The sequence below is a fragment of the Mucilaginibacter defluvii genome, from assembly GCF_039543225.1.
Classification (GTDB): Bacteria; Bacteroidota; Bacteroidia; order Sphingobacteriales; family Sphingobacteriaceae; genus Mucilaginibacter; species Mucilaginibacter defluvii.
Genome location: NZ_BAABJI010000001.1, coordinates 340,901 through 363,186, shown reverse-complemented (window position 1 = coordinate 363,186; position 22,286 = coordinate 340,901). Strand labels below are relative to the sequence as shown.

At 44.8% G+C, this 22,286-nt stretch carries 20 protein-coding genes and 1 riboswitch; of the genes, 9 read left to right on the top strand and 11 right to left on the bottom strand.

Going from position 1 to position 22,286, the window contains the following annotated elements; genetic code table 11:
• Nucleotides 1-116: 116 nt before the first annotated feature.
• Nucleotides 117-362, bottom strand: a riboswitch (cobalamin riboswitch).
• A gap of 88 nt (nt 363-450) precedes the next feature.
• The 4 genes from ruvC to ABD960_RS01560 are packed head-to-tail and all read right to left on the bottom strand — an operon-like array spanning nt 451 to nt 5,615.
• On the bottom strand, nt 451-1,047 hold the full coding sequence (gene ruvC, locus ABD960_RS01575; RefSeq protein ID WP_345329120.1) for a crossover junction endodeoxyribonuclease RuvC: 597 nt from the start codon (nt 1,045-1,047) through the stop codon (nt 451-453).
• A gap of 22 nt (nt 1,048-1,069) precedes the next feature.
• The gene (aat, locus tag ABD960_RS01570) at nt 1,070-1,699 is read right to left on the bottom strand and encodes a leucyl/phenylalanyl-tRNA--protein transferase (RefSeq protein ID WP_345329118.1); all 630 of its coding nucleotides are present in this window, start codon (nt 1,697-1,699) and stop codon (nt 1,070-1,072) included.
• Nucleotides 1,700-1,709: 10 nt separating this feature from the next.
• Nucleotides 1,710-3,623, bottom strand: coding sequence for a DUF3857 domain-containing transglutaminase family protein (locus ABD960_RS01565; RefSeq protein WP_345329116.1), 1,914 nt, complete (start codon nt 3,621-3,623; stop codon nt 1,710-1,712).
• A gap of 6 nt (nt 3,624-3,629) precedes the next feature.
• Nucleotides 3,630-5,615 carry a DUF3857 domain-containing protein gene (locus tag ABD960_RS01560; RefSeq protein WP_345329114.1) on the bottom strand — a complete coding sequence of 662 codons (1,986 nt, stop codon included), beginning with the start codon at nt 5,613-5,615 and terminating at the stop codon, nt 3,630-3,632.
• A gap of 155 nt (nt 5,616-5,770) precedes the next feature.
• Here ABD960_RS01560 and ABD960_RS01555 point away from each other — a divergent pair, with 155 nt between their 5' ends.
• Together ABD960_RS01555 and ABD960_RS01550 are read left to right on the top strand one after the other, a co-directional pair.
• Nucleotides 5,771-6,085, top strand: a complete 315-nt coding sequence (locus ABD960_RS01555; protein ID WP_345329112.1) for a CD225/dispanin family protein — start codon at nt 5,771-5,773, stop codon at nt 6,083-6,085.
• Between the two features lie 5 nt (nt 6,086-6,090).
• Entirely contained in the window at nt 6,091-6,510 is a 420-nt protein-coding gene (locus ABD960_RS01550; RefSeq protein WP_345329110.1) for a DUF2752 domain-containing protein, read from the top strand.
• Here the strand turns inward: ABD960_RS01550 and ABD960_RS01545 are convergent.
• The gene (locus ABD960_RS01545) at nt 6,485-7,222 is read right to left on the bottom strand and encodes an RDD family protein (RefSeq protein ID WP_345329108.1); all 738 of its coding nucleotides are present in this window, start codon (nt 7,220-7,222) and stop codon (nt 6,485-6,487) included. The genes ABD960_RS01550 and ABD960_RS01545 overlap by 26 nt on opposite strands.
• Before the next feature lie 87 nt (nt 7,223-7,309).
• Between ABD960_RS01545 and ABD960_RS01540 the strand changes: the two genes are divergently transcribed.
• From ABD960_RS01540 to ABD960_RS01515, 6 genes are read left to right on the top strand one after another with little or no spacing between them, the layout of a single operon-like run.
• Entirely contained in the window at nt 7,310-8,287 is a 978-nt protein-coding gene (locus tag ABD960_RS01540) for a stage II sporulation protein M (protein ID WP_345329106.1), read from the top strand.
• Nucleotides 8,271-9,161, top strand: a complete 891-nt coding sequence (locus ABD960_RS01535) for a glycerophosphoryl diester phosphodiesterase membrane domain-containing protein (protein ID WP_345329104.1) — start codon at nt 8,271-8,273, stop codon at nt 9,159-9,161. The genes ABD960_RS01540 and ABD960_RS01535 overlap by 17 nt, the downstream gene beginning before the upstream one ends.
• A 1-nt stretch (nt 9,162) precedes the next feature.
• Nucleotides 9,163-9,894 carry a DUF4129 domain-containing protein gene (locus ABD960_RS01530; protein WP_345329102.1) on the top strand — a complete coding sequence of 244 codons (732 nt, stop codon included), beginning with the start codon at nt 9,163-9,165 and terminating at the stop codon, nt 9,892-9,894.
• Nucleotides 9,895-11,073, top strand: coding sequence for a DUF4350 domain-containing protein (locus ABD960_RS01525; protein ID WP_345329101.1), 1,179 nt, complete (start codon nt 9,895-9,897; stop codon nt 11,071-11,073).
• Between the two features lies 1 nt (nt 11,074).
• Nucleotides 11,075-12,052, top strand: a complete 978-nt coding sequence (locus ABD960_RS01520) for an AAA family ATPase (protein ID WP_345329099.1) — start codon at nt 11,075-11,077, stop codon at nt 12,050-12,052.
• A gap of 9 nt (nt 12,053-12,061) precedes the next feature.
• On the top strand, nt 12,062-13,408 hold the full coding sequence (locus ABD960_RS01515) for a DUF58 domain-containing protein (protein ID WP_345329097.1): 1,347 nt from the start codon (nt 12,062-12,064) through the stop codon (nt 13,406-13,408).
• Between the two features lie 514 nt (nt 13,409-13,922).
• Here ABD960_RS01515 and secG read toward each other — a convergent pair.
• From secG to ABD960_RS01490, 5 genes are all read right to left on the bottom strand, one after another.
• The gene (secG, locus tag ABD960_RS01510) at nt 13,923-14,291 is read right to left on the bottom strand and encodes a preprotein translocase subunit SecG (RefSeq protein WP_345329095.1); all 369 of its coding nucleotides are present in this window, start codon (nt 14,289-14,291) and stop codon (nt 13,923-13,925) included.
• Nucleotides 14,292-14,301: 10 nt separating this feature from the next.
• Nucleotides 14,302-15,672: a hypothetical protein gene (locus tag ABD960_RS01505; protein WP_345329093.1), complete on the bottom strand. Its 1,371-nt coding sequence runs from the start codon at nt 15,670-15,672 to the stop codon at nt 14,302-14,304.
• Between the two features lie 21 nt (nt 15,673-15,693).
• A complete protein-coding gene (locus ABD960_RS01500; protein ID WP_345329091.1) occupies nt 15,694-16,212 on the bottom strand; it encodes an LptE family protein in 519 nt (172 codons plus the stop codon).
• 6 nt (nt 16,213-16,218) lie between these two features.
• Nucleotides 16,219-17,478, bottom strand: a complete 1,260-nt coding sequence (locus ABD960_RS01495; protein WP_345329089.1) for a sigma-54 interaction domain-containing protein — start codon at nt 17,476-17,478, stop codon at nt 16,219-16,221.
• Between the two features lie 80 nt (nt 17,479-17,558).
• On the bottom strand, nt 17,559-19,061 hold the full coding sequence (locus tag ABD960_RS01490; protein ID WP_345329087.1) for a MiaB/RimO family radical SAM methylthiotransferase: 1,503 nt from the start codon (nt 19,059-19,061) through the stop codon (nt 17,559-17,561).
• Between the two features lie 141 nt (nt 19,062-19,202).
• On the opposite strand from ABD960_RS01490, the gene ABD960_RS01485 reads away from it, so the two are divergent.
• Nucleotides 19,203-20,963, top strand: a complete 1,761-nt coding sequence (locus tag ABD960_RS01485) for a hypothetical protein (protein ID WP_345329086.1) — start codon at nt 19,203-19,205, stop codon at nt 20,961-20,963.
• Here the strand turns inward: ABD960_RS01485 and ABD960_RS01480 are convergent.
• A complete protein-coding gene (locus ABD960_RS01480; protein ID WP_345329084.1) occupies nt 20,960-22,207 on the bottom strand; it encodes a dicarboxylate/amino acid:cation symporter in 1,248 nt (415 codons plus the stop codon). The genes ABD960_RS01485 and ABD960_RS01480 overlap by 4 nt on opposite strands.
• Nucleotides 22,208-22,286 lie beyond the last annotated feature (79 nt).

The window sequence follows — 22,286 nt, the reverse complement described above, 5'->3', positions numbered from 1 at the left end:
TAAATTATTGTATGTGTTGCAGCAGGTACTGACAAAAGACGAGGGCGCGACAGGCAAGCGCTCAATGGCGCCGGCAGGCAGGCTACTTCTTTTGGCAAAACCCTATGCGTGAAAGTTCTGTCAAATACCGCAGGGCAGGTGTCTGGCTTTGTTTTGGTCAATGGTCAGTTGTCACTGGTGAGTGGTTAGTAGTCAGTTGTGAGCATTGGAATGACATCCAATCACTACTCACCGCTCACCATTCACTATTCACAACTCGCTGATGACTAAAACGATACAGTTGCAACGTCAGCCCATGAGTTTAACATGGTTCCCTTTTAATACCAGTTATAAAACCGGCAACCTTACGGTGTTTACAAAGAACTATTTGGTGCTTTCAAAGATAGGCGACGAGGGAAGTATCGAGGTAATGATAGTTTTTAACATCTGGGGTAAGTTATAAACACCTTACTACTTCTTTTTACCAACGCCTGATACGCGGGTGGCATTATCCTTTACAAAGGTATCCCAGCCGGAGTATGATTTTTTTGAAGAAGAAGAGGAGCCGCTAACAACGCTGCGCTGAAACGCGTGACATACCGCCACGGCCAGGCCATCTGTAGCGTCGAGAAAATCGGGGGTTTCGGTAAAATTCAGCAAGCGTTGTATCATACCGGCAACCTGCTCTTTGGTGGCATTGCCGTTACCGGTTATGGATTGTTTTATTTTGCGGGGAGCATATTCGGTTATATCAACATTACGGGACAAAGCCGCGGCCATAGCCATGCCCTGTGCCCTGCCCAGCTTAAGCATTACCTGAATGTTTTTACCGTAAAAAGGCGCCTCAATTGCCAGGCAATCGGGATGATAGTTATCAATAAGCGCTACCGTTTTTTCGAAGATGCGCTGCAGCTTGAGCATGTGATCGTCAATGTTACCCATTTTTACCACGCCCAGGCTAATAAGCTCCAATTTGGAGCCGGTTTGCTTGATCAGCCCGTAACCCATTACGGCTGTACCCGGGTCGATGCCTAAAATTATACGCTCTTGTGTATTGGTGCTTTGCATGTACAAATGCGAAGGTAACAGTTTATTGCCGCAGTATGGCCATATATTCATCGCGGCCGATCATGCCCGCACCCATGCTTTCCAGGTGTTCAGTATATACCTGGCAATCAATAAGGCTGTACTTACCTGTTTTGCAGAGTGTAATAAGCGCGGTTTTTGAAGCATTGCTTACTTTGCTGAACATGCTTTCGCCGCAAAAAACCTTGCCTACTTCTACCCCATACAGGCCGCCAACCAGCGCCTCATCCTGCCAAACCTCTACAGAATGGGCTTTGCCCAGTTGGTGCAGATTGATGTAAGCCGCCATCATATCACCGGTGATCCAGGTGCCATCCTGCCCTTCGCGAGGTACCAGCGAACAAGCCTTTATTACCTCTGCAAAGGCAGTATTAAATGTTACCCTGAACTTGCCCGAGCGCAGTACCTGCCGCATGCTTTTTGAGATGACTACCGTTGCCGGGTTCAGCACAAAGCGCTCGTGCGGCGAGTACCACAGTATGGGTGTGTCATCACTATACCACGGAAATATGCCGTTTTGGTAAGCCAGCATCAATCGTCCGGCACTCAAATCGCCGCCTATGGCCAGCAGGCCATCCGCTTCGGCCAGGGCCGGATCCGGAAACAGCAAACGTTCATCAAGCCTGAAAATCATCGGCGCAAAGTTACGCCTTGCGTTTTATAACCAGCTTTTTGTTTTGCGCTTTCGCTACGTTATCCAGGTATTGCTGCATTTCGGTATACTTTGCCGCCGGGATAATGTGGTTGTTTAACGTAAATTTAGCCGTGCTAACCACTTCATTTTTGGCTGCATCATAAGCGTAGTTCAGAGTATAATCGCCGTAGGCAAATTTTAAGGTTTGATTAGCCGGCATGTTCTCCACCTCAAACCCTTCGGGTAAACTAATGGTGGTTACACAATTTTTTAACAACGGATGGTCAAAGTAAAAATCAGCTTTGCGCTTTTCTTCCGCCGGGCAGGTGTATGCCCAAAGGTCAAACGCGGCCGGTTTATAAAACTGGCGCGGCCCGGCAATTACATCGCTGAATTTATCGTACGCCATTTCCAGTTCCAGTTCTTTCATGCCATCCTTATCATCGGCTTGCTTAATATTGAATGCAGCGGGTTGCTTCATTTTAAGATACCGGATAAAAAATTCTTTTTGCTCATCAACCGACATTTCGGCAACCCCAAGCATCATACTCCTGAACTCACCGGTATTTTTTAATTTTATGGTTGATACCGCGCTGCCATCAGCATTAAGCTTAATATTTACATTGCTGTTAAAGGCATTGTTTGCGGCTTTGGTTTTAGGCGTGCTCACCAGTTTGCCGCCGCTCTCGGTTATAAGTAAAGCATTACGGTTTTCAGTAAATGTGCCTAACACACCGAATGGCTGTGTATCACTCGTGCACTCCAGCCAGGTGGTATCGTTTTTAAAGGGAATACACAATATGGCATGGTTAAACCTGTTTTGGCTAAATGCAAAATCAGCAGGTTCGCTGTTTTCGCCGGCCCGGATCAGGGCATAGTTGGCCGGTATGTTCACCGCTTTAAGCATAGCGTACATATAGTTGGAAAGGGCCTTACAGTCGCCATACTTTTTTTGGTCGACAAAGCTCGCGGCAAATGGCTTTAAACCGCCAATACCCAACTGAATACTCACGTAACGCATGTTCTTTTGCAAATACTCGTATAAAAATTTAGCCTTTTCTTTATCCGTTTTAAAGTTAGCAGTCATTTTCCTGAACTCTTCGGCACGGGCAGGCGGCAGGGTGTTTACATCGCTGTTGAGCGCTTGAATCCACTTGCCGAAATTTTCCCAGGTATCTAATTTTCCTGGGCGATTATCATAAGAAAAGTTAACCGGCGAAAAATCAACCCGTGGCGCAACACACCATTCGGGCACCCCTTTTTCGTTTTTAAAAGCCTTCAGGTTTGACACGCTCCAGCTATAAACATCGTTACCGTTTATAACTGATTTTTGTGGCTTAATGGTGGTATTGCGATTGTTATAGCGTAAGCCGGCTGCGGGGTTAACAATAAACGTACATGATGAGTATTGCACTGAACGTTCCGCTTCCTGCAACTGCCAGCTTCCATAGCTCAGAATACCATCATCCTCAAGCTCAAATATCATTTCGATAGTTAGCGGATATGAGGCTACCGTATGTGAAATAGCCTTTATGCGCTGATCGGTTATTATGGAAATATTGTCGATAGCCGACCGGTCGTACATATCGCTTTTCTTATATTTTTTAATGACACCACCATCCGCGTTATAAACAATCATCTGGAAAGAATTGATGAACGAGGTTTTATCATACGGTAATATAATGCGGGTTTCATCAATAGCATGTTCGTTTAACACGGTAACTACCGAGTGCGCCTTATGTATTCTGCGGCCAGGTGTGCTGATGGTAATTTCCTCGCTTTTGTAACGCAATACAGCATCCGCGTCCGTTTTAAGAGAATCAGGTATGGTTGAAGCCTTATATAATTCCGGCGATACTTTTTGGGCAAAAACAGGTATGCCGCCCGCAAGCAGCATACCTAATAAAAACAATCTCTTAAACATGTGGGATTACGATTTCTTTAACACGATCTGCTCATTCAGCATTTCATACATCTGGCGGCTAAATTCACGAAAATCGGCATAATCTTCTTTAAAGTAAGTAGTCTTAAGGTGGTCAACATAGTAACGTACCGATATCACGTCGTTTGAAAAGTTTACCATTCTGCGGAACACAACGCTTTTGTCCGGCGTGGTAAGGCTTACGCTTTTAGGTAAAGTTTCGGCTTTGTAACCGGCCGGAATTTTGTACATACCGGTAAAGGTCATGTTATCGCGGTAGCCAAATTCAATATCAGTATAACGGTTCTCGCTGAGGAACGGGTTAGTGTTCGTCATGGTGAGTACGTTAGGGTTAAAGTAGATAAAATTACCGTCGGACCCGGTCAAATCCAGGTCGAAGTTAATGCTTTGCACCAGCGGCAGGGTATCAATATCCATATTCTCGAACTTTATGGAAGATATGCGCAGGTTGTTATCCTTATTTTTAAGGTACTCGATGAATTTGGTTTCGCCGTCGGTTTTATATTTAGCCGTGCGCGATACCTTATTATAACCATAGCTGCTCACCTGGTTGGTGCCTACCATTTTACCATCCGGCTTAATTTCAACGTTTACATAAAATGATTGCCTTATAGGCTCGAGATTTTGTAGAAAAACGATATCATACTGGTTGCTCTCCTTATCAATAAATAAGCCTGATGAGTTAAGCAGGTTATCAGGAATATGATTGAAAAGGTTATACTTGTTTGTTGCATCAAGCACGTAATGCCTGGTAGTATCAATCGGGATATAAACCACGGCACGGTTAAACTGGTGCAGGTTAGGGCTGAACGGGTTTACACGGCCATTATCACGTGTACTAACAATCATGGGGTAAGCTTTAATACCGCTTTGCTTTAGCAGGTGAAAAAGTATAAGGTTTACCTCAGCCGAGTTACCTGTTTTTTTCTCCCAGGCTTTTACGGTACCATCATTAGTGAACCAGCGATCGATATCATTCCATTTCATCACCTTTTTAACTTCATTAAACACGTAGCTTATGCGCTCATCGTCAGTAGCGAATTGTTTGGCTTTATTTACAATGGCATCTTCACCTTCCAGCTTACGTTTAAGCTGTTTACCAAAGTCCTCATCATCAGCTAAAATACCGCCAACCTTGGGCCAGGTATCGGCATAGGTTTTAACAAAACCACCTATCGGCCTCACGGTGTTAAGCCCGAATACGATGCTTTGCATGTTATCCACATCCGAGCGCATTAAAGGCTCGTCACTAAGCGAGTGTACATTGGCCATACCCCTTGTATCAACGTTGATAGTATAGCCTAACGACTGTGTACCTGAACCCAGCATACCTGACTCCTGTGTAGAAGTATTAACCGTAAACATACGCGGCGAGCGCAGCTGCGGGCGGTAGTAAAAATACTCAGGCACCTTGGTGGTTAGCTGGCTGTAGCGTACCGGTATTTTACCCTGGAAATACCAGCTCGGAAAATCGGCGATGGAATTCGCGGTGAGGCGGTACTTAAATTCAACCACCGAGCCTGGTTTAACATTAGGAAATGAGAATACCAGCGCCGAACGCATCTTATCAATCTTTTCAGTAAAAACCAGTTTTTTATCAATCTTGGTGATCTCGGTTTTACCGTTTTCCAGGTTGATGGTTTGCGCCTGCAGGTCGGTTATATACTCCAAACGGTTGCCGCCATAGTATTCTACCCTGATGTCGGCATTCTTCTTTCCGTTAACGTTGAATATCTTGATGCGTTTATGGCGCTCGGTAACAATGTTAAAATCGTTGTCAAAATAAACGTCGGCTTTGTCAAAAAGCACTTCGGCATTGGCATCGGGTTCAAAATCGCAGTTCTTGAGTTCGAGATCGGCCTGTTCTATTTTGCCAAACGGCTTAAGGTACGTTGCAGCCGGAGAAACAGCCTTTTGAGCGTTTGCTGATAAGCAAAACACGCCCAAAAGTAAACCTGGGATAAGTTTTTTCATGTGTTAAGGTGTAGGGTATACAATCAAATAGTTTAAGGGCAGAAAATTACGAATAATTTGGCATTGGCGAATATTTGAATAAAAATTTTCATTTCTGAAAACCAAACAATTACCTTGCGGTTAATAAACCACATTAAATCTTATAATCTCACACTATGGAACCTAACTCACCATTCGGTCAATCGCCGGGTTTTGGTCAGACACCGGGCTTAAGGCCGAAGAACTGGCTGGTTGAATCAATTTTAGCAACCATATTTTGCTGTATTCCATTGGGGATAGTTGCTATTGTTAATGCCGCATCTGTAAATAATCGTTTTGATGCCGGAGATTACATAGGTGCTGAAAACGCATCTAAACAAGCAGGCAAATGGACTAAGATCTCTTTTTGGGTTGGTATCGTGTTCTGGATATTATATATTTTGTTCTTTGTCGTGTTAGGCTTCAGCGGCGCTTTTTTGAGCAGACCATAATTGGTGTGATTACCACAACTTCAAATAAAATACTTACAGCCATAACAATAGCTATTGTTATGGCTGTGGCTTTTATATACTATATTTTTGATCCATTGCGGTTCAACCTATTTCCAAAATGTCCTTTTTATCTGTTAACCGGGTTTGATTGCCCGGGTTGTGGTTCTCAGCGCGCTTTACATGCATTGTTGCACGGTGAAATTGTCAAGGCTTGTGATTTTAACCTATTATTGGTATTAAGTTTACCGATGTTGTTTATTCACATGCTGTTTAAGGTTAGCTCTTATATTTCAGGCAAACCTAAACAATGGCACCTGCTTTATCACCCTAAAACACCTATTATCTTTTTTGCCATTACTACCCTCTTTTGGATCATGCGAAATATCAACGCTATACCTTTTAGCTATTTGTCAGCTGCGCATTAATGGTTACCATGTGGCTATAATCCTTAACTATGGTTTGCAAAAAAAGCAGATCGTTCATCGTCTCAGGCGGATTTACAGCGAGATGCTGCTTTATTTTTCCGGCCATATTATATATTAACGTTGCATTACCTGTTTTAAAATAAGTATGTATTACCTCGTTAACTAAAGCAATGTCTCTATCTGTTAACTGCGCTGCTTCCTTAAATACCGGCTCATAAGTATCAACCGTAGGTGTAAACACCAGGTTATCAATAGTAGTGCGCGGCTTGGTACGTATAAGGGTGGTTCCGGCTACAATATCGCCTACGCGCTGCACATTTTTTGTTACGGCGGCGCATATCAGGCCAATTACCCCGGTTATCATAAAATCAACTATCCGGAACAGCCAGCGTATGAGATACTGTCCGAAGGTTGGGCGTTTTCCGTTCAAACTGATCACCCGGATCTTCATTACCCGCTTGCCCAGGCTTTGCCCATTAAAGAACACTTCGCAAATCAAATCGTACAAAACAAAGATGGTACCGATAACTATAAAGTACCATCCCATGATACTATCACCAAATCCACCACTGGTCATGATTATACCGCCTGCTATTGCTAATGCAATGAAAATACCGTAGTCAATCATGCGGGCCAGAACGCGGTCGCCTACGCCGGCTATTTCATAATCAATGCCTACATTTTGTGTGGTTTGTATGGTAACGGTTTGCATGGCCTAAAAATAGCAGATTGTTGCATTTTTATTGCAGATTAATTTTTTATCGGTATTTTAAACACCGAAATCCCTGAAGCTTATAACATGCGTGAGGCCCTGTTTATAAAACAAAATTCGGAGCGCTGGAAACAGTACGAGCTCAACAAGAGCAAAGATCCTGATGAACTGGCTGACAGCTTTATAAGCATCACCGATGACTTGGCTTACGCCAAAACTTTCTATCCAAACTCAAAAACCACACAGTACCTGAACGGGCTTGCATCGGGATTTCACCAATCCATTTATCGCAACAAAAAAGAGAAAACCAACCGTTTTGTAACGTTTTGGCAAACCGAGCTGCCCTTGATTTTCTATAAACACCGCCGGCAGTTGCTATACTCGTTCGCTTTTTTTATGGCATTTTGCCTTATCGGTATGTTATCGGCCATGTATGACGATACCTTCGTGCGCCTTATTTTGGGCAACGACTACGTGAACATGACTAATGATAACATTGCCAAAGGCGACCCGTTCGGCGTGTATAAATTTGGCAGTTCGGGCTGGATGTTTGCCGCCATTGCAGCCAACAATATTTTTGTTGAACTACGCATGTATGCACTGGGCATACTTTGCTCGGTGGGTACCGTATATAACCTGATGCAAAACGGCCTGATGCTGGGCTCATTCCAATACTACTTCTTCAGTAAAGGGTTGGGGCTGCAATCCGTACTGGTAATATGGATACATGGCACGCTCGAAATTTCTGCACTGGTACTTTCAGGCGCGGCAGGGTTGATTATGGGCAACAGCCTGCTTTTCCCTAAAACTTACAAACGCCTGGTATCGCTTAAACGCGGTGCGCTTGATGGCCTTAAGATAGCCATCGGCATAGTACCTATATTTTTGGTGGCCGCTTTTTTAGAGGGTTATGTAACCCGCCATACCGAAATGCCCATGGCCGCCAGTGTTGCTATACTGGCCACCTCGTTCACCTTTATTATATGGTATGTGTTGCTGTACCCGGCAATGCTGAACAGAAAGCTTAATTTGTTACAAACTGATATTGATGAAACCTCATTTTGAATTACGCCGCGTACGCGACTTTGGCGAAACCATAAGCGATACGTTTACCTTCATCCGCGAAAATTTTAAGGCACTGATAAAACCGCTGCTGGTTATTTGCGGCTTTTTTATAGTGATCAACACCATCACCCTGGCCAATTTATACGCAGGTATGACCGAGGCAAAGATGCAGGAGACATCACGCCCCAGCAACGTTTTTGCAAGCCAATATGGCGACAACTATTTTATAAACCTGCTTATAAACTATACCAGCCTGTTTTTATTTGCAACAAGCATTTTTATAGTTACTTATTGCTATATAGCGGTTTATAAAGATAAAACCGATGGCGAAAAACCTACTTTAGTTGAGGTTTGGGGTTATTTTAAATATTACTTCTTCCGCTCGATAGGCTCGTACTTTGTAGTTACCTTGCTCAGCATAGCCGGTTGCTTTTTATGCCTTTTACCCGGCGTATACTTGTTCGTTGTATTCGGTTTAATACTGCCCATCATCATTATGGAGAACGGATCGTTCGGCCATGCCTTTAACAAGTGTTTTCAGTTGATAAAAGGCAATTGGTGGATGACATTTGGAATCATTTTCGTGATATCGTTAATTATCAGTTTCAGCGGCGCTATAGTAAGTGTGCCGATGGGTATTGTTATCGCGGCAAAAACGTTATTACAGCTCGACTTTTTAATGTACCCTATACTTTTGGTACTCTCATTATTATTGAGCCTGATTTATCTTTCTTACTCGTTAATGGCTATCGCTATGTCCTTATGTTATTTCAGTTTTGAGGAGCAAAAAGAAGGCACAGGCATTTTAAGCCGCATTAATACACTTGGTGAGAAAGGTCCGGACACCACCCATCAGCCTGAAGAGGAATATTAATATGCGGATAAAAGCGCTGGCATATTGGCTGTTCGGCCTGTTCATGTTGATATCGGTTTTTACTTTCGCCCAAAAAGGCAAAAAGAAGCCGGTGGTAATGCCGCGCGACAGTTCTGCCGTGCAGGTAAGGCAATTCAGCGATGAAGCCATCAATACTTACAGCCAAAGTGATGACTTTAAGTACGTAGATCCTCAAACCAAGCAAGAACTATCGTTATGGAATCTGTTTGTGGCCTGGGTGTTGAACATGCTTGCGGCCGAGGTTGGTCGTTCACCCCTATTGCTGGTAATCCTTAAATATTTGATATTGGGACTTATAGCTGCCGGTGTAATATTCCTCGTATTAAAAGCTATTGGCATTGATGTGGGTATGTTTTTGCGTAAAGGCGCAAAAAAAACGTCGCTGCCTTACGTTGAATCACTGGAAAACATACACGAAATTAATTTTGACGATGAGTTGGACGAAGCCGTTAGTAACCGCAACTACCGTCTTGCAGTGCGTTTACTGTATCTCAAATGCCTGAAGCAATTAAGCGATAAAGGGCTTATACAATGGCAGATAGACAAAACGAACAAAGCATATTATTATGAGCTTGCGCAAAAACCGCAGCGCGATGCCTTTGGCTCGTTAACCCGCCGTTTTGAGTACGTATGGTATGGTAATTTCCATATCGACGAGCAGGCGTATAACGATATTGACCAGTTATTCAGTAAATTCAGGGAGCAGCTTTAAATGAGGAGTCTTAAAATATATCTCATTATTGCAGGCCTGCTGGTCATCGGCTATGCCGTGCTCGAATACAATCGACCTAAACCTACCGACTGGACCGTTACCTTTAACGATAGGCATACAAAACCTTATGGAACGTTTATAACTTTCAACCGGATAAAGGACATCTTTCCATCCGCCAAAATAAATGCTACCAGGCAAACACCTTTTGAGCTTTTCATTGATCCCTACAAACAGTCGGCGTATATTGTAGTAGCCAGCAGCGTTGCCCCATCCGAAGAAGATTATATATTCCTGATGGATTACATTCGCGACGGCAATGATGTTTTCATCGCAGCCGAAACGTATGGCAAATTGTTTCAGGATAGTTTAAACGTTAGCACGGCCAGTATCTTCGGGATGGTTGACCCATCGGAATATATCACTTTTCTTAACCCCAAACTGGATAATGAGCGGCAATACTTTGTAGACAAGGGCGCTGTAAGCAACTATTTTGACATGGTTGACAGCAGCCGCGCCATACTGCTCGGGCAAAATAACAAAGGCGATGTAAACTTTATAAAATACCGGTTTGGCAAAGGCAGCCTCTATCTCTCGGCTAATCCTAAGGTTTTTACCAATTACAGCTTACTAAAAACGCAGGGGGCGCAATACGCGGCAACGGCATTATCATATCTGGGCAAGCCTCAACTCATTCTTTGGGATGAATATTATACCCAGGGCATGGCCGGTACCGATACACCGTTGCGTTTCATACTGGCGAACGACTCCTTACGGATGGCATTATACATCGCGTTGTTTGGCTTGCTTACTTTTGTTATTTACGGCATTAAGCGCCGCCAGCGGGCTATACCTATTGTTACACCTTTACCCAATGCTACCGTTGATTTTGTAACTACCGTTGGGCAGGTGTATTACGAGCGCCGGAACAATGTTGACATCGCTCAAAAAAAATCCATATACTTTTTAACATCGCTGCGCGAAAAGTATAATATTAAAACCAATAAGCTCGACCCGGAATTTGTAGAAGCGCTTACCAAACGCTCGGGCGTTGATGCGGCTTTTATACGCATGATGACCGATTACATTGGCTTTATATTTAACCAAACCAGCATCAGCGATGCTGAACTGATAGAACTGAACAGATTGATAGAAAAATTTTATACCTTATCAGGACATTAAAATGGAAGAAGAAATATTTGAGAACCGTACCGACCTGCACAAGCTTAACGCCGCGGTTGGCCAGATAAAAGATACGCTGGGCAAAATAATTGTAGGCCAGCACCAAAGTATTGACCTGATAATTGCCGGTATACTGGCCGACGGGCATATACTGATTGAAGGTGTACCCGGCGTTGCCAAAACACTGACCGCTAAACTGGTGGCTAAAGCCATTAATGCTGCTTACTCCCGTATACAGTTTACGCCGGATTTAATGCCGTCGGATATTTTGGGTACACCTGTTTTCAACCCACGAACATCGGAATTTGAGTTTAAGCACGGGCCAATTTTTGGCAACATCATCCTGATTGATGAGATTAATCGTGCCCCGGCAAAAACACAATCGGCTTTGTTTGAGGTAATGGAAGAGCGCCAGCTGACGATTGATGGCACCGCCTACAAAATGGACGAGCCATTTTTGGTGTTAGCCACCCAAAACCCTATCGAGCAGGAAGGTACCTACCGCCTGCCCGAAGCACAGCTCGACCGCTTTTTATTCAAGATAGAAGTTAAATATCCTACGCTTGAGGAAGAAATAGCCATTATTACCAACCAGCATCAGCATAAACGTGCCGACCAGCTGAGCGATATACAACCCGTACTTTCGGCACAGGAGATTGTTGCCCTGCGTGAGCAGGTACGCGGCTTTCACGTAGAGCCTAAGATACTGGAATTTGTAGCCCGCATTGTGTTTGAAACCCGTAATAATAAATCGCTGTACCTGGGTGCCTCGCCACGTGCATCGCTGGCTATTATTAACGCCGCAAAAGCCCTGGCTGCCATCAATGGGCGCGACTTTGTTACACCTGACGACGTTATCTGGGTAGTCCCGCACGTATTGCGCCACCGCATTATGCTTACGCCTGACAAGGAAATGGAAGGCCTGAGCACCGACGATGTGATCGGCCAGATCATCCACAAAATTGAAGTGCCAAGATAATTTACCAGCGTGAAAAAGTTTTTCGGCCTGTTTTACACCAACCTGTTTTTAACCAACCGCTTATTTGCCGGGCTGGCTGTTTGCGGTATGCTGTATATATTCAGGTTTTTGTTTAACTGGCTGGGCATAATTCCGGATGTAATGCTGGGCTTGTTCTTGCTGCTTGTGCTGCTGGATATTGTGCTGCTATACCATAAAAGCCAGGGAATATTTGCCCGTCGCCACGCGCCCGAACGCCTGAGCAACAGCGATGATAACCAGTTGGGTATCTATGTTGAAAGTATTTACCCGTTTAACATAAAAGCGGGCATAATTGATGAGATTCCCGTACAATTTCAACGCCGCGATGTATGGTTTGCCACAACGCTTTCTCCGCGCATACCTAAACGCATAAGCTATAACCTGCGCCCTACCAAGCGTGGCGAGTATACCTTTGGTATGATCAGGGTATTTGTACGTTCGCCGCTGGCATTGATTAGCAGGCGCTTTAATTTTGAGCAAGCCGAAACGCTGCCCACCTATCCTTCGTTTTTACAGATGCGCAGGTACGAGCTGATGGCCATATCAAACCGGTTGAGCGAATATGGTATAAAAAAAATCCGCCGGCTGGGCCACAGCATGGAGTTTGAGCAGGTTAAAACTTATGTTCCGGGTGATGATTATCGCACCATTAACTGGAAGGCTACCGCCCGTAACGGTAACTTTATGGTGAACTCCTACACCGACGAAAAATCGCAGCATGTGTATTGCGTGATCGATAAATCGCGCGCCATGAAAATGCCTTTTAACGGTTTGAGTCTGCTGGATTATGCCATCAACGCCTCGCTTGCCTTATCAAACGTCGCCCTAAAGAAGGAAGACAAGGCCGGGTTGATCACCGTGGCCGAAAAGATAGGCTCGGTAGTAGCGGCCGACCGCAGGCCCGTGCAACTTAACCGTATACTCGAGGTGTTATATAAGGAGAAAACGCGTTACCTGGAAACCAATATGGAGGCCTTGTATGCCACTATTCGCGGGATACTTAAACAACGCAGCCTCGTAGTATTTTTCACCAATTACGAGAGTATGTTTGCTATGCAGCGGCAACTACCGTTCTTAAAGCGGATAGCTAAGTTCCACCTGCTGCTGGTCGTGTTTTTTGAAAACACCGAACTGACATCGCTCAGTGAAAAACCCGCCGGCGATGTGGAGCATATCTACGTAAAAACCATTGCCGAAAAGTTTGCCAACGATAAGAAACTCATCGTGAAAGAGCTGGCCAAGCATGGTATACAATCCATCCTCACAGCGCCGGAGAACCTGACCATCAATACCATAAACCGGTATCTGGAGATAAAGGCAAGGCAGAGTATTTAAATTTAAACAGCTGGCGACTTTTGCTTCCTTTGTTCGCACAAAAGAAGTTTAGGACAGGGAGTGAATTTTACTTCATTGAGCGTTAGTGCTTCTTTTGAAGTCAGCCTGCTCTTGGGCGCAGCGACGAGTTACTTTACCTTAGATGCAAAGTAACCAAACATCAAGCCGGAAAAAACCTTCATCCGCACAGGCCATACTCCCGGCACGGTTTTCCGGCAGACCGACGCTTTTCTTTTTGTCATTTAAAAAATAAGTAGACCGCTCATAACCAACTCCTCCGGACTCTTAATTTTCGGGTAGCACGTGGATGCATTAACTTTCACAGAAAATTAAACAGCCGGCGACTTTTGTTTCTTTTGTTCGCACAAAAGAAATTAACAAAAGGGATTAACTTCTTGCTTTAACTAAGCGATTGCTTTGTACCTCGCAACTTTTTACGCCCACGATAATTATTCAAACACAAAAAAGGCCTCAACAATGTTGAGGCCTTAATATTTTAAGGATTTTATCTTGCTTATTTCTTTGTAGTATCAGCCGGTTTTTGTGCCGCGCCTGAACCAGCTGCTCCCGGAAGAACCGGTGCCGTAGTAGCAGGTGCTGACGGTTTTGAAGCGTTATCTATTTGTTTTTTCAAATCACTGTCGCCTGAGGTTGTACCACCGCTTTTAACAGATACGTTGATAGCTAACGAAAGTACCATCAAAGTAATAGCCAGTATCCAGGTACCTTTTTCTAAAAAGTCGCCGGTTTTTTGTACGCCCATCAATTGTGATGATGCTGAAAAGTTTGAAGCTAAGCCACCGCCTTTAGGGTTTTGTATCAACACAATAAGCCCTAACAGTATGCACACTATAACGGCTATAACTAATAATAAAATTGTCATTTGTTTATAATCAACTTGTTTTCTTTTCTAAACTCTGTATACGGTCGGCAAAGTAACGGCTTTTTTCCGGAAATTTCAACATTAATTTTCGGTAAATACCTATGGCTTTGTGGTAAAGCATCTGGTCGGCATAAATGTTGGCCAGTGTTTCGCTCACCAGTTCGCTGTCATCTTCTGAGCTGCGCTTGGCCTTATTTTCGTTATCGAGCTTCTCAACGCTCGGGGGTTTAATCTGCGGCTCTTCTTTTATAAAACGCTCAATTATTTCGTCGCCTTTGTGTTTTACAGTTACAGCCGGGTTATCGGCGGTATGCTTGTCTAAGCTATCAACTGATGAAAGGTGAAAAATATTCTCGATATACTGTTGCTGCAAGGCATCAGCCGCGGCCATTTTTTCGGCTACAATGGCTTGCTGCTCCGGTGTATATTTGGAATACGGACGATAGATGCCAGAATACTCGTGCCTTGTTTTATCAAGCCACCATAAAAAAGTATAAGGCATTTGCTCATCATGGTAGCGCGATACATTCTTTTTGCTTGCGGCATCCTCCGGTTCCTCTTTTACCGGCACGGACGACGATTCGGCTTCAGTTTCCGGCACCGATTCGCCAATTTGCCCGAACGCCTTATCGAACATAAAGTAATCGGTAGCCGCAATATTGCCAACAATAAGCTTTTCCTCTTCGTCATCCAACTGAAGTCGGGGTTTTACGGCTTCGGGCGCTGTAGCTGCTTCGCTGCTTTCGGACGCGTTACTAACTAAATCGCGGGTATCTGCGGCGCTGTATGGGTCTTCGTAACTTAAATCAGAATTATCAGCAGGCGCATCCGTTTTAGCGGAGATCGCTATATCCTCAATGCCTACTATTTCATCGTAAACCTCTTCCTCTATAGGTTCGGCAACCGGTTGTTGCGTTGATGCCTCAACCGGGTCAATAACATCCTGCTGAATATTTTCAACCTCGGCCTCCTGCACTGCATTTATCTCGCTTTCAGGCTCCGGCAAATCTTCGGTTTCAATGCCCGCCATGTTTTGTTCCGGCTGTTCAAGGGTATCGACCGCTTGCGTTATAACGGCACCATTTTTTGCTTTTGGCGCGATACGCTCCTGCTGAATATATATTTGGCTTGGTTGTACGGTTGGTAGACCGGCAGCAGCATGCATTAAGGTATATAATCCCTGCGGATCAAAGTAAAGCACTGCGGAGGGACTTTGCTTCTCGTCAAGCGCGCGCGAAAGCAGAGCCTGTAATATTCCGCTTTGCGGATAGTTTTTCACCAGTTGCTGCAGCTCACTTACATAAGCCGCCCCGCTGTCGGCCGGGTTGCTTAGCAAATGCGCTAAAAATGAGTGTTGCTGGTTATTGTTATACTGATCCACGAGGTTGAAACTACGAATTGCTTACCAATTGGCAAAAGCTTTATTAAAAATATCATCTACCAACTGGCGTACAATGTTCTGTATCAGCGTTTGCTCCTGCGATGATATGTCGCCCTGAAAATCCTGGTATTTGGTAAATTGCTGCTCAAAGTTGTATTTCTTCTCTATTTCGTTAGTGTATTTTACATTAACGGTAATACTAAGGCGTGAGGCGTTGGCTATAGGCGGCGTATTGGGATTCGTCGCCTCAACCGATACCGGCGTAATGGTATAATTTACGATAGCGCCCGACATGGTAGCATTGGCAGCCGGATCGCGCACGATACTCAGGCTCGACTGTGAACGTATACGCGCTTTCAGGGCCTCGGTAAAATCCTGGCTCAGGTTACTTACAACCAGCGGCGCGTTGTTTTCAAAAAACTCCACGTTGATGGTTTTTAAACCTGCGGGTATGGAGGCGCCGTTAAGTGATATACTGCACGATTGTGAAAGGAACATAAGCCCCGTCATCGCAACAAAAAAAACAAGTACTCTTCTCATTTAGCCTTATAAATTTAGCTCTTTGATTTTGCGGTATAAGGTACGCTCGGATATCCCCAACTCATTAGCAGCCAGTTTACGCTTGCCTTTGTGCTTTTTTAAGGCCTTACGTATCAGGTCTGATTCTTTTTCAATCAGCGAAAGTGATTCCTCAACCTCTTCTGCGTCGTGCGTAATATGGTAATCGTTATTACCATTGTGGGTGTTTACCGGTGTACTGATATTCGTGTTAACGGGATGATGCAAGGTAAATTGTGCCTCGGTGTTTTGCGGCAGCTCAATATCCCTGTAAAGTTGATTTATAGCCTGCGAATGGTCATCGTAATTGGCCGGTACGCCGCCGTGCTCAATAATGTTGGCTACCAGTTTTTTTAGTTCGACCATGTCGCGCTTCATATCAAAAAGCACTTTATATAGGATGTCCCGTTCCGAAAAATCCTCTTTAGGCTGATTATCCAACCGCATAGGCAAATTGCTGCGGCTTACTTCGTGCGGAATGTAGGTAAGCAGCGTTTGGGCGGTAATAACCCGGTCGCGTTCGAGCACGGCCAACTGCTCGGCCATATTTTTAAGTTGGCGCACATTACCCGGCCATGAGTAGTTGATCAATACCTGCTGGGCCTCATCATCAAGTTGGATAGGCGGCGTACGGTATTTAGCTGTAAAGTCTGAAGTAAACTTACGGAACAACAGGTAAATATCCTCTTTACGGTCGCGCAGCGGTGGAATGCGCAGCGGCACCGTATTTAAACGGTAGTACAGGTCTTCCCTGAACTTGCCTGCCTTAACCGCGTCATATACATCAACATTAGTAGCGGCAATAACCCTTACATTGGTTTTTTCAACTTTGGACGAACCCACTTTTATAAACTGCCCCGACTCCAGCACACGCAGTAAACGCGCCTGGGTGCCCAGCGGCATTTCGGCAATTTCATCTAAAAATATAGTACCGCCGTTAACGGTTTCAAAGTAACCCTTACGCTCGCCTACGGCACCGGTATAAGCTCCTTTTTCGTGACCGAAAAGTTCTGAATCAATGGTTCCTTCAGGTATGGCACCGCAATTCACGGCGATGAACGGCCCATGCTTGCGCGGACTGATCTGGTGTATAATTTGCGAGAATACCTCTTTACCGCTACCGCTTTCGCCGGTAATTAATACCGAAATATCCGTAGGGGCAACCTGGTTGGCAATATCTATAGCCCGGTTAAGCAGCGGCGAATTGCCGATGATGCCAAAGCGCTGTTTAATTTCTTGTATATCCATGAGCCCCCTAACCCCCTAAAGGGGGAATAATGTTAAAATTTAAGTCTAATTATCCCTGCACTTGCAGTCTCAACTTCCCTTTAAAGGGTCTGAGGTATAATCTTACCAATCAGCGTAGCTGTAGTGGTGCGTTCAACCAACACGTTGGCATATTGGCCGGGTTTGTAATCCGGGTGTACCGGGAATACTACCATAGCGTTCTGATCGTTACGTCCGCAATAATCCTGGTCTGATTTTTTTGAGAAGCCCTCGATCAGCACGCGCTGTACTTTGCCTAACTGCCCCTGTAATTTGATGTATGAGTAATGCTGCTGCTTGGCAACCACTTCCTTCAAACGGCGGCTTTTTACAGCTTCCGGAATATCATCAGCGTAGCGTTTGGCGGCAAGCGTACCCGGCCTTTCGGAGTACATGAACATGTACGCGAAATCATACTGTACATAGTCCATCATGCTCAGCGTGTCGGCATGTTCCTCCTCTGTTTCGGTGCAAAAACCGGTGATCACGTCAGTTGATATACCGCAACCCGGAATAATACGGCGGATGGCATTCACCCTGTCCATATACCATTCGCGGTCGTAGGTACGGTTCATCAACTCCAATACGCGACTATTGCCTGATTGTACCGGCAGATGTATATAATTACAAATATTATCGTACTTAGCCATGGTGTACAGCACCTCGTCGGTGATATCCTTTGGGTGTGAGGTTGAGAAGCGTACACGCAGTTCGGGACTGATCTTGGCCACCATCTCTAAAAGGTTGGCAAAGTTCACAACAACCCCACTTAAATCTTCCCCGGGGGGGAGGACTTGTTTGTCCTCGGCTGCAACAACAGTGCTTTCAGCACCATATTGTGCAGGTGTGGTCGCGCTCCATTTGTATGAGTCCACATTCTGGCCCAGTAGGGTTACCTCGCGGTAGCCTTTATTAAACAGGTCGGTACATTCCGCAACGATGGAATGCGCATCACGAGAGCGCTCGCGGCCACGGGTAAACGGCACTACGCAAAACGAGCACATATTATCGCAGCCACGCATAATGGATACGAAGGCGTTGATGCCATTACTATTTAAGCGCACAGGGCTTATATCAGCATACGTTTCCTCGCGGGATAATAATACGTTTACGGCTTTCTGGCCGCCGTCAACTTTATCTATCAGGTTGGGCAGGTCGCGGTAAGCATCGGGGCCTACTACTACGTCAACCAGTTTCTCTTCTTCTAAGAATTTTGATTTCAGGCGTTCGGCCATGCAACCAAGCACGCCTACCACCATATCCGGATTTTTCACCTTGGCAATCGTAAATTCCTTCAGGCGGTTACGCACGCGCTGCTCGGCGTTTTCACGTATTGAGCAGGTGTTGATGAAGATGACATCGGCGCTGTTATAGTCCTTAGTGGTTTCAAAACCTTTCTCGGCCAAAATAGAAGCAACGATCTCGCTGTCCGAAAAATTCATGGCGCAGCCATAGCTTTCAATGTATAGCTTGCGGCCGTTGTTTTTACCGTTAGGTTCCAAAATTAAAGCTTCGCCCTGCCTGTTCTCGTCGTGTGTTTTATCCGGAATTACCAAATCTATCATGCTAAAATTCTTGTGGCTGCAAAAATACAAATTATGGGTGACAGTTTGTCAGCTAATTAACAAAATAGGCTTTTTGTTGTTATGCTGATTAAATTGCCCTAAATTGAAGCAATAAGTCCTTACTAAACTCCCTGACTGTAAATGGCATCAAAATTTTTAAAGCATAAATGGCAAAGGGTAACGGTATATACGTTGCTTACCGCTGCCCTTTTAATAATTGCCGGTGCCCTGGTGCTAAACCATTACCTTAAACCCATGCTACAGGATAAGTTGCGCAGCAGCATACGCGAAAGCAGCGACAGCCTTTATATTGTAGATTTTAAGGAAGCCGGGATAAGTTTGTTAAAAGGTAAAATAACCATTGACAGCGCTACCCTTAAGGTTGACACCGGTGTTTACAAAGCGAAAAAGAAAGCAGACACCGCGCCTAACAACTTATACAGCCTTAAGGTAAAGCAGATAACGCTGACTGGTGTAAAGGCGCTGAAGTTTTATTTCAGCAAAAAAATAGATGTCGGCCGCATTATACTTATTGAGCCTGAAATTGACATGAGCTATGAAGCCAATAATACGGAAGACAAACCCAGTACCGATAAGCGCACTATTTGGCAGCGTATTTCAAAAAGCCTGAAAAGCATCCATGTAGGTGAGATTGTGCTTGATAACCTGAAGTTCAGGCATATTGATTACGCGCATAAGCGCCCACTGCTTACCGAAATAAATGAGGTAAACCTGCATGCTGCCGACCTGCTGATCGACTCGGCCACACAGGGCGATACTTCACGCTTTTTTTATTGTAAGGACGTTACTACCGAAATAAAGAATTACAGCGGCAAAACGCCGGATGCCTTATACCTGTATGATATTAATAGCATCAAGCTGTCAACCCGCAGCAAACAGCTTTGTATACAGGGCATCAAACTCAAACCCTTTAATAACCTGCTGTTTTTCAACAAAACACGCAGCGACCGGTTCACGGTGTCACTTGATTCGGTACAACTGAACCGGTTTGATTTCATGACCTTTTATAAATACCGAAGCTTTTCTGCTGAGGGTATCAAAATCAGCAACGGCACCATCAGTATTTATAAAGCGCCTAACAAGATCGGCATGCCAGCTAAAGAGAATTTTAAAAGTTTTCCGCATGTGGCGCTGCGCAACCTTGATTTTGGCTTGCGGGTTGATACCGTTACGTTAAAGAAGGTTAATTTAATTTACACCGAGTACAACAAAAAATCAGGACAAACCGGTTCGCTTACCTTCAGCAAAACAAGCGGCAGGCTTTTTAATATTACCAATAACAAGCGCGCGTTGCAGAAAAACAACCTATGTAACATCAGCCTTACCAGCTACTTCATGAACCGCGGCCGGCTCGATGTAAAGTTTACGCTTAACCTTACCGATAAGGATGCGGCTTTCAGCTATCGGGGAAGTTTAGGGCCTATGGATCTATCGCGTATTAATCGCGGCGTAGCCCCCATATCCATGGTAAAAGTTACCTCGGGTAACTTAAAACAGTTCGATTTTAATATTGAGGCCAACCGTTACCGCGCCAGAGGTAAGGTAACTATGCTGTATAATGACTTGAAAATAGGGATACTGAAACGCGACGAGGATGATGGCAAGCTTAAGAAAAAAGGCTTAATGTCCATCCTGGCCAATCACCTGGTGATTGAACGTAACAATCCCGACGAGCCGGGCAAAGCGCCACGCTCGGCAAATGTCAATTTCATTCGCCCGGTTAACTACGCCTTTTTTAAACTGGTTTGGAAAACCCTGTTTGCCGGCATAAAGGAATGCGCCGGTGTTAGCGATATGGACGAAAAGAAGGCTAACTCTAAAATCAGCGAAAAAGACCTGGAAAAGCAGAAAAAAGCTAAAGAGAAAAAGAAGAAAGATTAGATATTCTCATCGGCGGTTATTTCTTTCGGTGGATGAAACTCCCCCTCACTTTTAGCAATTACCACTGTAGCAACACCGTTGCCGATAAGGTTGGTGATAGCCCGCGCCTCGGACATAAAACGGTCAACCCCCAGCAGTATAGCCACACTTTCAACCGGGATAACTTTTATGGCGGCCAATGTTGAGGTAAGCACAATAAAGCCCCCGCCGGTAACTGCTGCCGCCCCTTTTGATGTTACCATTAATATACCTATGATGGTTAGCTGCTGCTCTATGGACAATGGGATGCCATATACCTGCGCCAAAAATATAGTTGCCATGCTTAGGTAGATTGTGGTGCCATCCAGGTTAAAGGAATATCCTGTGGGAATAACCAGCCCAACAACCGAACGCGAGCAGCCGAACTTTTCCATCTTTTCCATCATGCTTGGCAAGGCCGATTCGGATGATGAGGTACCCAACACCACCAGTATTTCCTGCCTGATGTGTTTAAGGTATTGCCACAGGCTGAACTTGTATAACCGGCAAATAATATGCAGCACCACAAAGATAAACAGAAACATGGTCAGGTAAACCGAACCCATCAGCTTGGCCATGGGCAGCAATGCCTTTGTACCATAAGTACCAACAGTGTATGCCATACCACCGAAAGCGCCCAGAGGCGCCAACGCCATCACTATCTTCATAATGTTAAAGAACACCTTGCTCAATTTATCTAAAGTGCCTAACAGCGATTTCCCGGTTTCACCCATTTTGCTCAAGCCGTAGCCAAACAGTATGGCGAAGAACAGTATCTGCAAAATATCACCACGGGTAAAGGCATCAAAAACGTTATGTGGTACTATGTGCAGTATAAATTCGCCCCAATCCATGTCATGCGCCGCCTTTTGGTATTGAGCTACCTTTGATGCATCCACGCTTTTGTTTACATCAATACCATGCCCCGGCTTAAGCACATTGGCCACCACCAAACCAATGAGCAAGGCAAACGTGGTAACAATCTCAAAATAAAGCAATGCCTTGCCCCCTACCCGGCCCACCTTTTTCATATCGCCCATGTTGGCTATGCCCAAAACAATGGTGAAGAATATGATAGGCGCTATCAGCATCGTGATCAGGTTTATAAATATCTTGCTGATCATCTGCGCAATAGGCGCAAAGCCTTTAAAATAATAACCCACTATCACCCCTAAAACAATGGCGATGATAACACGAAAGGTAAGATTATTGAGCAGGCTCTTCATGGTTAAGCAAGTATACGGTTTTTATTAGCCACCCTTAGCATAACAAAAAAAGGCCTGCTTGTAGGCAGGCCTCTTAGTT